The organism is Synechococcus sp. BIOS-E4-1, from assembly GCF_014279995.1.
Lineage (GTDB): Bacteria > Cyanobacteriota > Cyanobacteriia > PCC-6307 > Cyanobiaceae > Synechococcus_C.
This window is the reverse complement of sequence record NZ_CP047935.1, coordinates 2,246,110-2,258,422: the sequence shown is the minus strand read 5'-3', so window position 1 is coordinate 2,258,422 and position 12,313 is coordinate 2,246,110. Positions and strand designations below refer to the sequence as shown.

Here is a 12,313-nt window from a genome sequence, read left to right as displayed (position 1 = left end):
CTGCCGGTGCTGTGGGTCGGTTGGCAGTTCAGGCAGGGATCATCGCTTGGATCTTTGAGGCGTTTTGCCTGCATGGAGGAACGCCAGAATCTGCTCTTCCGCGGCTGCAGCCGCTTCCCCGACAAGAGAGTGCTGCATGACAAAACCATGGGGCATACCGGAGCCGATATGGACTTTCACCCTTGAGCCCTGGCTGTTGGCTTTAGTCGCGAAATCAAGGCCATCGTCCCTGAGTGGATCGTGTTCGCCCACAATCACCAAGGTCGGCGGCAGGGTGCTGAGATCGCCATGGGCTGGACTTGTGAGGGGCTGGCTCCATTGGTCAACCCTGGGGGCATAGAGGGCCCGTTGGTATGCCAGCAGTTCAATGCCGTTGTAGGGATGCCCGATCCCGAATTCGATCATGGACTGATGACGTTCCAGCTCAAGATCGAGCACGCCGCAGATCAGCACCATTCCATCAGGCCTCCTTGCCTGTTGCTGGAGCTGCCATTGATCACAGGCAGCAGCGAGATTGGCACCCGCTGAATCCCCGGCAATGGCCACATTGTTCTGATGGGTCTTGAAAACGTGTTTGAGCACCCCGATGCAGTCCTGGAATGCTGCTGGGTACGGATGCTCTGGTGCCAACCGGTAATCCACTGCGTATACCGTGCGCTCACTCAGCGCGGCTATTCGTTTTGCCCAGCCGAGATGTTTGCCCGACATCGGGGCGATCCATCCTCCTCCATGCAGATAGAGCAGGGCTCCACAAGTGGATGTCGAGGGGGTGAAGACCTGGACCTTCACGGAGACCCCGAATTCCAGTGAAGCCAGTTTCAGTGACCGCTCGTCAACATCCGCAAACAGCGCGAGGCTGGGATGATCGGGCCGCCCCCAGGCTTCCCGGATCTCATGCAGCCAGCCTCTGCTGAGTGGCTGGTCAGGCACTAGTGCCGCATACAGATCACTTGCTGGACCTTCATGCAGTGCCTTTGAAATCAGTGGGTGCATCTTGAAGTGACCTTGCGTGGTGAGCCAGTGTTCTCCTATTAGCGCTGTAGCAGTGCTGGTTTGAACCGGCGTCTTACGCCCTGCGGTAACAGCATCACTTCTGCTCGTAAAGCTTCACTCAATCCAGTGCGTCGTCTCTGCCGCTGAGGAGCTGAATGCATCGCTCAAGGGCTGTTGCGTTCTCTTCAACTGACAGGAACTTTTCGTTTGCTCGCAGCTTGCTCCAGCGGCTACGCACCAGAATTTCCGCTTCTGCTTGAGCTCGAGTATCAAGCGCTGACTGCTCTGGCGTCGTCTCCAGCTCTTCTCAGAGACGACCAAGAGAACGCAGCATTGCTGCTGATCTCAGGCGTGGTTCAGCTTCTAACTGCTCCAGAAAATCGGTTGTGTCGTTGGCGCACTCGGGCTAGCCACTGAACGCATCCCACACCGTTGCCGACTTTGGTCAAAAGTTCAGTCATATTCACTTGCAACGCTGGATCGAAAGAATCAATATGAAAAGTCCTGCTCTTGGCGAGGCGTGATTGGTGTGAGGTTGTTTTGTCAGCAGATTCAGAGCATCAACCCACCAACTCCGCTCAAAGTAGGTACTGCAAATCTTTTGTTGAAGGCAAGTGATTGAAGAACTAGATGATCTTGGCAATAGTTGGAATACGCCTGAGCTGATGGGTGAGTCCAAAGGAGATAATGATCCCGAGAGGTATCGCAGATAGAGCAATCAGCCATGGATTAAGACTGAATAAACTAATCGTCTTAAGCAGCACTACCAGCACAATTGGATGGACTATGTAGGCCCCGAAGCTATCAACTCCAGCTGCGGCAAGCCAATTGCCGCAGCTTTTCTCATTACGCTGGAACCATAGCAAGAGATAGGCGATTACTCCCCAGCCGATGAGGGGATTCAAGAAAGCCGTCAGAAGGTATAGCCTGCCAAACTCATCCGACATGCTGCCGTTGAAGGTCAGCACAAGACAGATCGCTAGAAGGCTGAGCGCTAATACAATGGAGAAACGAAACCACCGTATTACCAGATGGCTGTCAAGGCGTTCCAACCAGCGATGGTTCGAAGCCTTGCATCCCAATAAAAACAAAAAGGCATAGGTAAATACGTGCATTCCCTGAGCACCCAGGCCATCGAGTGGTGAACGTGTCAACGCAGCCCATAGGTCTGTACGTGTTGTCATCATCGCCTCAATGATCGCTAGGACGACGGCACTGATGAGCCAAGATCTTAGTTGCGGGGTGGGAATAGAGGTATCGATAGAAAAGTGATCTCCACGCAGTGCACGCCATGCGCAATAGAGCAAATCAAAGACAAACAGAACTATAAGAAACCACAGTACCCCTACCCGGTTGAAAGGTATCTCATTCCAAGACAATTCTGCCAAGGGGCTTGTTGGCGAGAGCCTCGCGATGAGCACCGACGCGTTGTTAATCAGTAGTAAGCCAGCCATGAAAGGAATGCCAATTCGCAGCATGCGATCTTTGATGTATCTCATCACACCTTTCTTATGTACTGAGGCAGGGACGAAGTAGCCCGAGAGTAGAAATAACATGTACATGAAGAAGGTATTACAGAATAAAAGTAACCAGATAGCTATTCCACCGAAGACAGGGTGCGGAGATTCACTCAAGGGAAAGTGCACTCCCATAAAGCTAAATACAAAAGTGCTTAGAACATGGATGGCAATGACCAGTGCGATCATCAGTGCTTTGATCTGATCAAAGAAGAGCACACGCTTGCCGGATCTGGTTTGTTGGACACCCATCGTTCCAGCCTTATCAGATATTTCTAGATTCTTGTTATCCGAAATTGAGGCACTTTTTTCAGGGCAATAAGACAATGCTGAAAAATTGGTATGAGTTGACAAAGCTATTGTTTCGCTGTATTCAACATGTCCGGAATCAATTGCATTCACATCACCCGATCAGGTGGTTCTCCCGGCGCCTGCCTCCCCCGTTTGGGTGGCTCTCCGATCCTTTCAACGAATGTCATGGTCTTGAACGTCGGTACTTCTCCCACATGCCGACGCGGCTTCTCTTCTTTCACCTACATCAGCGAATGCGGCCCATTCTTCTGTGATGCCTGATTACTGGGCTGGTTTTGATTGGCAGCAGCCAATACATATTTGACGGCATCGGCACTGTGATCAGGTGCAGCTCCACCATTCCTTCTGGATTGCGAGCATCACTGATGCAGTCAGGCAAGGTCGCCCTTCAGCTTTCGCATCGTTCGCATATAAACCATGTTTCTACTGTTTGCCTGCCACAACAAACGTTTCATGAGTGACCAGCCCACTGACCGTGAGCTCTCAGTGCTGCCTTTCAGCTGCTAAGCGTATATCTTGAACTCAGCACTCATCGTCATGGGATCACTTGCTTTGCCAAAGCCCAGCTGTGCGATAACCGCTGAATCCACAATCACCCGACTTCGCGGGATCAGCTCATCAGCGAAGCTGCTGTGCGGATGCGCTTGTTCATCTGCTGCATAAATTGCTTTGCATTCAGCGGATGGTTACCTCTGATGCTTTCCTTGATTTGATTTTAAAATACGAGGCCGATGATGATTTTATACCGACAATTCGTCTGACTGCTTGACTTTTATTCCTAATGTTTTCAAGACTTGTCTTTGCTAGTCTGCTCATATTAACGGCTTTAGTGCGATAACTAGTCTATGGGCCTTGCCGTGAAAAAAATTGGCTTGTTTATTGTATTGTTTTTACTGGCGTCTTGCTCGAGTCGTCAAAATATCTATTCCCCAAGTGCTGGCCCAATGAGAAAGGCACTTACTCAGGACCTCGCCTTTGCAAATCCAATTATTATTATACCTGGTATTGGGGGATCAAAGTTTATTGATTCAAAAAATGGAAAAGTTGTTTGGGGTGCTTTTGGGTACAACTCCTATTGGCCAGCAACAGAGCAGGAGAACAAGTTGCTCGCTCTTCCTCTGAACCAATCAGCTAAAAATATACGATTAGCCGATGAAAATCTTATTACCCAATCTGTTTTAGATACAGTTAAGTTCGAGTTTCTGCCTCCGCCTTTTGTGTCGATTGAATATTCAGTTTATTTGAATATTTTTAAATCTCTCACTACGGCTGGTTTCGTGCCGGCAGAGGAACGTGATGATCACCTGCAAATTCCATCTTTTAAGGGTAAGCCCGTTTTTCAGTTTGCTTATGACTGGAGAAAATCTAATGCTGTCAATGCTAAGCGCTTGGATGCATATATTTCAACTGTCTCAAAACAATTGGTGAATAAAGGAAGTTTAAGCGGAAGCCAAAAGGTTGATATTGTCTGCCACTCGATGGGGTGCCTGATGGCTAGGTATTATCTTCGTTACGGCGGGCAGGATTTAGGCTCCTTTGATAACCCACCAGTTCTTGATTGGAGAGGTGCAAGTAAGATAGAAAATCTAGTGATGGTTGCACCACCAAATAAAGGCTCTATCAATGCATTGAATTATCTTATTCATGGTTTCCATGTTGCTCCATTTAAATATTTCAAATATCCATCTGCTGTCGTCGGAACGATGCCTTCAGTTTATGAGTTGCTTCCGCGAACGGATATTGTTAATGCTGTCAACCAGGATGGTTTGTCTGTTAATCTTTTCGACCCTAATTTGTGGCAACAGATGCAATGGGGTCTTGCTGATCCAAGGCAAAAGGATGTGTTAAAGCAGATTGCCTCTGAATATAATACTGATTATTGTTTATATAATGAGGCGAAAGAGCTTCAAAGGAAATTGTTGCAAAATGCATTCTTATTTCATTCTTTGATTGATGCCACGGCTAGCCCGCCAGAAGGTTTGAAGTTTTGGCTATTCGCAGGTGTAGGGACTCCTACTGTTTCAAAAATTATGCTTAATACATCCAATCGAACATACTTTAAGCTTAAGAGTAATGATGGAGACGGAAGTGTTCTCAGGGAAAGTGCTTATGCCATGAAGAACACTGAGTATCCAAGAGAAGGCTCTTTGATTGATTGGAATAGTGCAATGTTTTTCTATCTTCCCCACATGGAATTGGTCAAGAGTAATGATTTTCTTGTCAACTTTTATTATACTTTGTTCTGGCGCAAGTTCATTCCAGCGGATGGTTAACGTTATGTCAAATGAGTTGCTTGTTTCTCGACAGTGCTTTCTTTGACGCGCGATTGTGTTGCGAGTTAGAGGTGACTGTTCGTCGATTGCGTAGCCTTTATGCGATCAATAACCTGATTTAGTGCGATTTCTCTGACATCATATTGCTTCATCGATGTAGAGGTTTTTGCATCGTAAAGCGTTTTCGCGCTTAATTTGCACACATCACTGGCCTGATTCTCAGAAGCATTCTGCAGAATTTGAAACTTGTTAGTCGTCATCATTTTGCCGGGCTGAAATGTTTCTGGGCTCAAGCCAGCGATAGTCGTCGCCATGGCCTATCCACGGCAGCTGCTTGCCCTCTCCGGGGCGGGCTTGCCTCTAGGGTTCCTTACCGATCCATGCATCGCTGACGCTTGTGTTGCTCAAGGCGGCTCCATAACCCCTAAGTGCTCAGCGACCTCTCATTGATTTACAAGATCTTCGACGTCATGCCCACATCCAATGGGTGGGTACGAAGATAAGCAATGACCAGTGCGATCAAAGACTTTGGTCGTCCAGAAGAACATCAAACTACCAAGTTGATCTTCTACGCCGTGGTTTCCGCTTTGATCGCTCCTTGTATGGTTGGGATTGGTCTTTCCAAAAAATTGAGTCGCTGGCCCAAGGCAGAGGCGCCTTTCAAGCTTTAGTGACGACTCTGCAAGCTCTGTATGTCATGGTTTATGACGTAAAACTGGTGTTCCTTGGAATTCATCTTCCAGCCGTTCGCATTCTTCGCTATGTTGCGATCGATTGATGGGCGCGTCTTATGGAGCGCCTGATCTGGAGTCTTACACGGTTATGACCACCGTTGTGCTCCTTGGATGACCGTCCATCTCAAAGTGGCCAGTGAAGCTGAAATCTCCGTCATAATTGCTGTTGATCTATGGTTGAACATCATCCAAAGCCTTGTTGTTCTGTCTATCAGCATCTCTTTTCTGCTGCTGATGTCTGTTGGCTCCAAGCTCTACGGCCCAGCTGATAATTAATGTCTACGTTCAGATACGAAGTTGATGCATAACGGTTTCTATGCTCAGGTCTTTTCAGGAAGCAGCATCTAAGGAAGTCCTTACAGGTTTAGCCACCAATCAGCTGCATCTTGGAAGATAGGCTGATACGAAAATTCAGTATCCATTTCCCACCCGTTCTAATAGAAGGACTATCGAGAACTACATTTGTTGAGATCAGCTTGGCTACCTCTGGCCTTTCCAGGACTCTTGTTAAGTCTGCAAGTCTTCTCCAGGAATCAATCAAATATTCATGAGTAGTCTTGAAGCTTAGGGAAAGAAGATGAAGGGATCCATATCCATTTCAGCAGACGTCTTGCTAGATGAGCATGCTTGCGCTGCTTATCACCAGAGCGTTCGAAGCTGCAAGACCTTTGATCAAATCGACTTAGGCATTAACTCAGCGACCTTGGGCATCGGGTCTGGCTTTCCATCAGCGATGGCTCTGGCACGTAGATAAAACCAGCTGTTGGTGTTTCCATCAGCCTCCATTTTCTGGGCGATAGCTTTCCAGTTGGTAATTTCGTTTTGATCCATGGAGGTTTTAGATACCAGTCAATGCTGGACACTTGATGATGGTGCTGCGAGCTCTCCAGGTCGTGATGACCGTCACTGCGATCAGATCGGAGCTGGAGCCACCTGAACTTCAGCAGCGATCACAGCAATAGCGAGCAGTTTCAAGTGGACCGCCAACATCTCGTCGCGACATCAGTAGGCGGTTGACTGGGAGACAACGTGTCTGTCTGCCGGCATCCTCCGGGCCAATCGTTGTGGCACATACCCGGATCAGATTGATGGCTGCTTGATCTTTTGATGGCATTCAGGTGTAGCAGTTCGTGTGTTTCTCTCTTTGCCGAATATTTTGCGTCAACCCTATGTTTCTTAGCAGATAGGCGCTTGGATGCGCTCGTTCTGATGCCTTTGGATTTGGCTAGATCAGATTGTTGACCATGTATAACGAGCCCTCTGCAAGGTGCTTGTTTAGGACCGTGCGTAGCTCTGAATGCAGAACCTGGATTAACGCAATCCCCCTTTCGGGTGATGCGCGCCGCTGCCATTCCGAAAGAGGTTGTGATGGGAGGAATGGCTGATGGACAAGTGCACCAAACGTTTTGTGGTCTTCGCGTGTTCTGTCGTGTTCGCGGCAGGGGTAGGTGAGGTGATCAGCCCCATCCTCGGGGGTCTGGCTTATGAGGCAAAGATGGATCGGTGTGTTGAGGCGGCCGAGGCACACGGATTGATGGCCGGTCCAACCCTGCTCCGTAACTGCGAGAGAGGGCTGTACATCGGCAAATTTGACTACTGATGGCATTTCGTTTCCGCAAACGAGCCGATCGAGATAGTCCGTATGAGGTTGATATCCGGATTGGTCCGTTGATGTCCGATCAACACGACTCACAAGAGATGATGCCAACTGCTGCTGCGCTGGCAGTGCTTCCGCCTGCGATCGCCGAGCTCCTGGCGATTCGCTCCCAATCTTTCGCATGAGGTCCACTCGGTTGCTCATGGTGTCATCCAGTTCAGCACTGACATCGATGACATCGGGGTTGCTAGCCGATCAGGGTCCTTCATCGCCAAGCTTTGGAGCTGCAGCCGTGAGCTCTCCAACCCACGAGCAGGAGATGCCGAGAGTATGTGCTGGTTCTGGGCTAGCTAGGAGCAGATAGCAGAAGTGCCAACTCTCCGGTCCCACAGTGACAACCTTCCTGCTCACCGTGGCAGGGCTCCATGCTTGGATGTCCTTTGGCGCAAGCCTCAGAGCAGAAGTGCTGACCACCAATCCTGATCGATAGCGATTCTTCAACGCTGCACTTGCACAGCGAGCAGTCGCATAAAAGCAGAGTTTTAGTCATCTCAAAACTCTCGAAAACGATTGATTCGGTCTACGACATCCACTGCAGCATTTCTCTAGCGGTTATCCGAACTTCCCGACCTGTTGGCTGTTTGGAGTCTGGCGGATGACCGGTGTGAGGTCCCTGTTCGGCCCTGGTGGACTCTGGTCCACAAACAATTGAACGGGTTAACTGACCCTTGCTATAGGTCTGAAAACAAGTCTGACTCAATTGATGACGGACCAAGAACGCAGAGAAGGTGCCCTCGCAAGCCTCAAGCATCGGAGGGGACTAGAGAGACAGCTCAGGATTTATGCCATCACCAACATCACGCTTGTGGTGATCTGGGCGCTGTCGGGTCGTGGTGATTTCTGGCCAATTTGGCCGATCGCTTTTTGGGGTCTGGCGTTGATCTGGCAAGCCATTTCCTATAACTATCGACCAAAGCCGATTACAGAGGATGAGATCCAAAGTGAAATGAGGAGATTGGACTCCTGACCAGCAATCGGGGTTCATCTTGCGGCAAGACCCTATCGGCACCTCGCCAGTTTGGAGAATTCACTCGGACGGGGGATGGCCCGAACCAGCACAAATCCGAGGCTGATGGAAGGCGAACGGGAGAACCCCATGTGCTGCAACCATCCAAACGCTGACCACCACGAGACCGACAAGCCAGTGAAAAAGAAGCATTCAACGGGCTACTCCGATTGTTCGGCTCAGGGCTGATCAACTTCTGAGCCAATGCTGCTGTTGCCTGGCTTTCGGATTGGTCTTGCACTTCTGTTTTCTCATGCTCTGGCATGCCGCACTGGCGTTGTGCCTCACCAGGCAGTGCTGACGCATGGGTTGGCTAACTCAGGGTCACAGCCGATCAGTGCAAAGCGAGCATTCATTGATTGACAAGCTCCTGAAAGCCACCCGCCCCCGCCTGATCAATGGACGTGAACGAATATGGCGCGATGACCAGTGCGATCAAAGCTTTTGGTCCTCGAGAAAGGAATTACGATTCCAAATTGTTCTTGTACAACCGGTTGGTGCTTGGATGATCTTTGACGGTTGGGATTGGCTTTTCTCAAACGTTGAGCATTTGGCCTGAAGGTGAGACTCCTGTCAGTCTTTGATAACGCCTACGCAGGGCAGGAGTGATGCTACGGATCAGCGACTGGACATGAGCTGTCGGTCGGGTACTCATGGCATTTGAAGGTCGTTGCTATGACTTCTGCATAGACCTCGCAACGACAGGAGTTCAATTTGCTCACTCAAATATATGAAATTCAAACACCTGAAGAAGCTGAGGCAATGATAGAGCTTGGCGTTGAACATATCGGCAGTGTGATATTGAGTGCTGATGACTGTCGACAGCCGGAGCTTTTGGATACAGTTAATGCGATTAGGGACAGCAGCTCCAAATCGTCAATCATTCCTTTGTTTGTCGATTTCGAGGTGATTTGTAATGTTATTGACTACTATCGGCCAGACATATTGCATTTTTCTGACTGCTTGTGTGACTCGTCCGGGATTTTGCCTGTGTGTGAAAACCATCTGGAGCTGCAATCCAAAGTTAGAGATAAGTATCCAGGTCTTGCCGTCATGCGTGCTATCCCAGTCGCTCAGGCAGGTCGAGGTCGCTTCTTGCCCAGCCTTGAGGTCGCAAAGCTGTTTGAACCCATTTCCGATTATTTTCTGCTGGATACTTGCATCGTCGCCGACAACGCTGAGGCGCAGAGTGATCAACCATCTGGGGAAGGCTTTATTGGCATTACAGGCCTTGCCAGTGATTGGACGACAGCCCGGTGCGTTGTCCAGCAAAGTCGAATACCAGTGATTCTGGCGGGCGGACTATCTCCTTCGAATGTCCAACGCGCTATTCATGAAGTCATGCCTGCTGGCGTCGACAGCTGCATGCAAACAAACGCTCGAGATGCCAATGACAAACCCATTCGCTTTCAGAAATGCATGGATAGAACCCGTCAGTTTGTCGAAAATGTGCGTCACGCATCAAGGCAGGCTTAATCTCATGCTTTTCATCCAAAAGTAGGTGATTAGATCATTCGCTTGCCCCCTTCCCTCGAATAGATTCCCTCACTAGCTTAACGAGGTTTCCACTAGCTGCTTACGTGGTCTCAAGAGTTTTGAAGTCCTTATTGTGTTGATCCAGCATCAGCTCAAGTTTGTGATTTCTGCGAGAATGATTAACTTTCTCCTCGACTTCTAGAGCAAGATGCACGAGATGTCCATTTAATTTGCGGAGGTTGGCTGCGGATTGGCGAGTCATGGATAAGCCTTTGTTTATATGAAAACTAATTGAAAGACTCCAGTGGTAAGGGCATGCTTAACTCAATTTAAAAAGTGTGCCCTTTATGTATTTTGCCGAACATCTTGTGCAGAGATTTTTGTCGCACTTGATACTAAAATTGCTTGTTGACTGAAGCGATGTATCGGGTTTGGTTGTTGGTTGATGTTTGCTTTTATGCGTTTGATCCCAAAATAAATCCAAATCTTTGTTGATTGATTGGCTTGGTCGGTTGATGCTGCAGGCAGTGCATCGGTATCAAATGGCTACTTTTACTGTCACGATGGTCACGGAGGTGGGTGAGCAAGCTTTCGCTTGTGACGACGATCAATACATCCTCGATGCAGCGGAGGAAGCAGGTCTTGATCTGCCTTACTCCTGCAAAGCAGGCGCATGCTCAACCTGTGCAGGCAGGGTCTCGGAGGGGACACTCGATCAAAGTGATCAGAGCTTTCTTGATGAGGAGCAGATGGAGGCGGGCTTCAGCCTTCTTTGTGTTGCTTACCCCAGAAGCGATTGCAAAATCCAGGCTGAGGCTGAAGAACTTCTCGCATAGCTGAAAGGCAACTGTTGCGTTCGGCGAAGGCCAATGTGGCCAACGATTCAGAGGATGGCCTGGAAGCGATGTCTTCCTAGGTGGTACTGAGCTCTAGCGTGTAGGAATGACCCGAATCCATCACTCTGTTCTGTACTGCTCGCTAGCCGTCTTCACGTTGTATGGGCTGCATGCATCTGCTCAAACCAACGAACGCCTCCTGCAGGAGCGTCTGATCAGTCCGGCCATGTATGAGCTTCTTAATCGTCGTGGTGCCACAACCAGGGCAAAGCGCATTGAGGTGGTGCAAGAAGCTTGTGCAGCGCGCGAATTGCCTCCCAGTGACTGCGAATCGATCAGCGGAACAAGAAGGCTGTATCAAGACTGACGGATCTGGAGGCTCGCTGCTCGTTCAGGACCAGGTCACGATTTTCCACAGCAGGAACACTCTGCAAAGGGTGGAATGACAGGGCTCATGTTCACGCTGAATGATTCAGTCGGACGTCTCAGGGGCGGTGATCAGTGTCTGATCGATCTGCAGCAGCGAGCGTCCGTCTGCACCCACAAGAATCCTTGTCATCACTGAAGGAGAGCCTGCGGACTGTTCCCAGCCAGGAGCACCGCCAGGAATCTTGAATTCAAATCCTTCAGGCCCCGCGTGGACCAGGCAGGGATTATTAGATGCACTTTCATACATGCAGATTCCAGGGCGATAAATTCTCAGGCCGCCATTTCTCCGGGTCGCAGCACCTCGGGCAAGATTCATTGCTCGCCGTGCGGCAAATGGATCATTGCGCACATAGCGATTCACGACTTCTGGATCGGGAGACATTTCGGCGTACGGGCTTGGTCCACTGCTGATTTCCGGATCTGTGAATGGCTGTTCAGCGCCGTCTTCAGGGGCTTGATCAGGCGAGGTGATCGTGGGTTCTGTCAGGGTGATGCGTTCACAACTCACCTCTGGCGTACTGAGATCGATCAAACTTGCTGCCACAGGGCGTCGAGTGTCTCTCTCGAAGCATTGATAGTTCATCACATCGCTCTGCGCGGTTTGCGCTGTCGTGATCAGCAAGGCGGCTGATCCCATACAAAGGCTCAGCCATTGCATTGACATCCTTGAAGTTGTTTTGTTCAAAACGGAGTGAGTTTGAGATGTTCTGGTTAAAGGCGATGCTGATCGGTACCGCACCCGCGAAGATCTTCCCCCATCAGACATGTTGTCAGCCCCATCGCTCTAAGGAAGCAACGGCTGTAAGGAAGCCATGGTGGATGGCAGCAGCTTGTTGATTTCAGAAAAGGGCAGGATCAATCTCAGCTTCAGGATTCAGTTTGAGAACCATCCACAGCAACATCGCTATACAGGCTCTGTCATCGGCTCCGTAGTCGTATTTCCAGTCGTTCACCATTGCGGTCAGCTCATGCTGCCCGCTGGCGATGAATTCATCTGTCCACTCCATGGTCACCTCCCTCGTGATTGGACCTCGCTCTCAAGTCTTGGAGGAGGCCCTCGACACGACTCTGCCTGTCGCA

16 protein-coding genes are annotated in these 12,313 nt (G+C 49.7%); 8 read left to right on the top strand and 8 right to left on the bottom strand.

Translation table 11 applies throughout. From position 1 onward, the window contains the following. Positions 1-39 precede the first annotated feature (39 nt). The 3 genes from SynBIOSE41_RS12200 to SynBIOSE41_RS18140 form a co-directional block, all read right to left on the bottom strand. Positions 40-993: an alpha/beta hydrolase gene (locus tag SynBIOSE41_RS12200; RefSeq protein WP_186538106.1), complete on the bottom strand. Its 954-nt coding sequence runs from the start codon at positions 991-993 to the stop codon at positions 40-42. 626 nt (positions 994-1,619) lie between these two features. Beyond that, on the bottom strand, positions 1,620-2,912 hold the full coding sequence (locus SynBIOSE41_RS12195; protein WP_255475747.1) for an acyltransferase: 1,293 nt from the start codon (positions 2,910-2,912) through the stop codon (positions 1,620-1,622). Further along, positions 2,909-3,043: a hypothetical protein gene (locus SynBIOSE41_RS18140; RefSeq protein ID WP_255475746.1), complete on the bottom strand. Its 135-nt coding sequence runs from the start codon at positions 3,041-3,043 to the stop codon at positions 2,909-2,911. The genes SynBIOSE41_RS12195 and SynBIOSE41_RS18140 overlap by 4 nt, the downstream gene beginning before the upstream one ends. A gap of 624 nt (positions 3,044-3,667) precedes the next feature. Here SynBIOSE41_RS18140 and SynBIOSE41_RS12190 point away from each other — a divergent pair. Next, a complete protein-coding gene (locus tag SynBIOSE41_RS12190) occupies positions 3,668-5,095 on the top strand; it encodes a triacylglycerol lipase (RefSeq protein WP_186538105.1) in 1,428 nt (475 codons plus the stop codon). A gap of 65 nt (positions 5,096-5,160) precedes the next feature. Here SynBIOSE41_RS12190 and SynBIOSE41_RS12185 read toward each other — a convergent pair whose 3' ends face one another. Beyond that, a complete protein-coding gene (locus SynBIOSE41_RS12185; protein ID WP_186538104.1) occupies positions 5,161-5,409 on the bottom strand; it encodes a hypothetical protein in 249 nt (82 codons plus the stop codon). A gap of 173 nt (positions 5,410-5,582) precedes the next feature. On the opposite strand from SynBIOSE41_RS12185, the gene SynBIOSE41_RS12180 reads away from it, so the two are divergent. Together SynBIOSE41_RS12180 and SynBIOSE41_RS12175 are read left to right on the top strand one after the other, a co-directional pair. After that, complete coding sequence (locus SynBIOSE41_RS12180) at positions 5,583-5,873, top strand: hypothetical protein (protein ID WP_186538103.1); 291 nt, start codon at positions 5,583-5,585, stop codon at positions 5,871-5,873. A 67-nt stretch (positions 5,874-5,940) separates the two neighbouring features. Then, on the top strand, positions 5,941-6,105 hold the full coding sequence (locus SynBIOSE41_RS12175; protein ID WP_186538102.1) for a hypothetical protein: 165 nt from the start codon (positions 5,941-5,943) through the stop codon (positions 6,103-6,105). Between the two features lie 396 nt (positions 6,106-6,501). Here the strand turns inward: SynBIOSE41_RS12175 and SynBIOSE41_RS12170 are convergent, their stop codons facing one another. After that, positions 6,502-6,660, bottom strand: a complete 159-nt coding sequence (locus SynBIOSE41_RS12170; protein ID WP_186538101.1) for a hypothetical protein — start codon at positions 6,658-6,660, stop codon at positions 6,502-6,504. Between the two features lie 553 nt (positions 6,661-7,213). Here SynBIOSE41_RS12170 and SynBIOSE41_RS12165 point away from each other — a divergent pair. Then, positions 7,214-7,429 carry a hypothetical protein gene (locus tag SynBIOSE41_RS12165; RefSeq protein WP_186538100.1) on the top strand — a complete coding sequence of 72 codons (216 nt, stop codon included), beginning with the start codon at positions 7,214-7,216 and terminating at the stop codon, positions 7,427-7,429. A 343-nt stretch (positions 7,430-7,772) separates the two neighbouring features. Here SynBIOSE41_RS12165 and SynBIOSE41_RS12160 read toward each other — a convergent pair whose 3' ends face one another. Further along, positions 7,773-7,976 (bottom strand): conjugal transfer protein TrbI, encoded by a 204-nt coding sequence (locus tag SynBIOSE41_RS12160; protein WP_186538099.1) that lies wholly within the window; start codon positions 7,974-7,976, stop codon positions 7,773-7,775. Between the two features lie 213 nt (positions 7,977-8,189). Between SynBIOSE41_RS12160 and SynBIOSE41_RS12155 the strand changes: the two genes are divergently transcribed. The 4 genes from SynBIOSE41_RS12155 (at position 8,190) to SynBIOSE41_RS12140 (ending at position 11,171) form a co-directional block, all read left to right on the top strand. After that, positions 8,190-8,453 (top strand): 2TM domain-containing protein, encoded by a 264-nt coding sequence (locus SynBIOSE41_RS12155; RefSeq protein WP_255475745.1) that lies wholly within the window; start codon positions 8,190-8,192, stop codon positions 8,451-8,453. A gap of 753 nt (positions 8,454-9,206) precedes the next feature. Continuing rightward, complete coding sequence (locus SynBIOSE41_RS12150; protein WP_186538097.1) at positions 9,207-9,968, top strand: hypothetical protein; 762 nt, start codon at positions 9,207-9,209, stop codon at positions 9,966-9,968. Positions 9,969-10,510: 542 nt separating this feature from the next. Next, on the top strand, positions 10,511-10,804 hold the full coding sequence (locus SynBIOSE41_RS12145; RefSeq protein WP_186538096.1) for a 2Fe-2S iron-sulfur cluster-binding protein: 294 nt from the start codon (positions 10,511-10,513) through the stop codon (positions 10,802-10,804). A gap of 106 nt (positions 10,805-10,910) precedes the next feature. After that, the gene (locus tag SynBIOSE41_RS12140) at positions 10,911-11,171 is read left to right on the top strand and encodes a hypothetical protein (protein ID WP_186538095.1); all 261 of its coding nucleotides are present in this window, start codon (positions 10,911-10,913) and stop codon (positions 11,169-11,171) included. A 105-nt stretch (positions 11,172-11,276) separates the two neighbouring features. Here the strand turns inward: SynBIOSE41_RS12140 and SynBIOSE41_RS12135 are convergent, their stop codons facing one another. Both SynBIOSE41_RS12135 and SynBIOSE41_RS12130 read right to left on the bottom strand, forming a co-directional pair. Then, positions 11,277-11,870 (bottom strand): hypothetical protein, encoded by a 594-nt coding sequence (locus SynBIOSE41_RS12135; protein ID WP_186538094.1) that lies wholly within the window; start codon positions 11,868-11,870, stop codon positions 11,277-11,279. A 202-nt stretch (positions 11,871-12,072) separates the two neighbouring features. Then, positions 12,073-12,240: a hypothetical protein gene (locus SynBIOSE41_RS12130; protein ID WP_186538093.1), complete on the bottom strand. Its 168-nt coding sequence runs from the start codon at positions 12,238-12,240 to the stop codon at positions 12,073-12,075. Between the last annotated feature and the right edge of the window lie 73 nt (positions 12,241-12,313).

Coding starts and splice junctions, on each gene's coding strand:
- SynBIOSE41_RS12135 (WP_186538094.1), bottom strand. CDS start 11,870: ATGGGATCAGCCGCCTTGCTGATCACGACAGCGCAAACCGCGCAGAGC.
- SynBIOSE41_RS12200 (WP_186538106.1), bottom strand. CDS start 993: ATGCACCCACTGATTTCAAAGGCACTGCATGAAGGTCCAGCAAGTGAT.
- SynBIOSE41_RS12140 (WP_186538095.1), top strand. CDS start 10,911: ATGACCCGAATCCATCACTCTGTTCTGTACTGCTCGCTAGCCGTCTTC.
- SynBIOSE41_RS12145 (WP_186538096.1), top strand. CDS start 10,511: ATGGCTACTTTTACTGTCACGATGGTCACGGAGGTGGGTGAGCAAGCT.
- SynBIOSE41_RS12175 (WP_186538102.1), top strand. CDS start 5,941: ATGACCGTCCATCTCAAAGTGGCCAGTGAAGCTGAAATCTCCGTCATA.
- SynBIOSE41_RS12165 (WP_186538100.1), top strand. CDS start 7,214: ATGGACAAGTGCACCAAACGTTTTGTGGTCTTCGCGTGTTCTGTCGTG.
- SynBIOSE41_RS12170 (WP_186538101.1), bottom strand. CDS start 6,660: ATGGATCAAAACGAAATTACCAACTGGAAAGCTATCGCCCAGAAAATG.
- SynBIOSE41_RS12190 (WP_186538105.1), top strand. CDS start 3,668: ATGGGCCTTGCCGTGAAAAAAATTGGCTTGTTTATTGTATTGTTTTTA.
- SynBIOSE41_RS12130 (WP_186538093.1), bottom strand. CDS start 12,240: ATGGAGTGGACAGATGAATTCATCGCCAGCGGGCAGCATGAGCTGACC.
- SynBIOSE41_RS12185 (WP_186538104.1), bottom strand. CDS start 5,409: ATGGCGACGACTATCGCTGGCTTGAGCCCAGAAACATTTCAGCCCGGC.
- SynBIOSE41_RS12155 (WP_255475745.1), top strand. CDS start 8,190: ATGACGGACCAAGAACGCAGAGAAGGTGCCCTCGCAAGCCTCAAGCAT.
- SynBIOSE41_RS12160 (WP_186538099.1), bottom strand. CDS start 7,976: ATGACTAAAACTCTGCTTTTATGCGACTGCTCGCTGTGCAAGTGCAGC.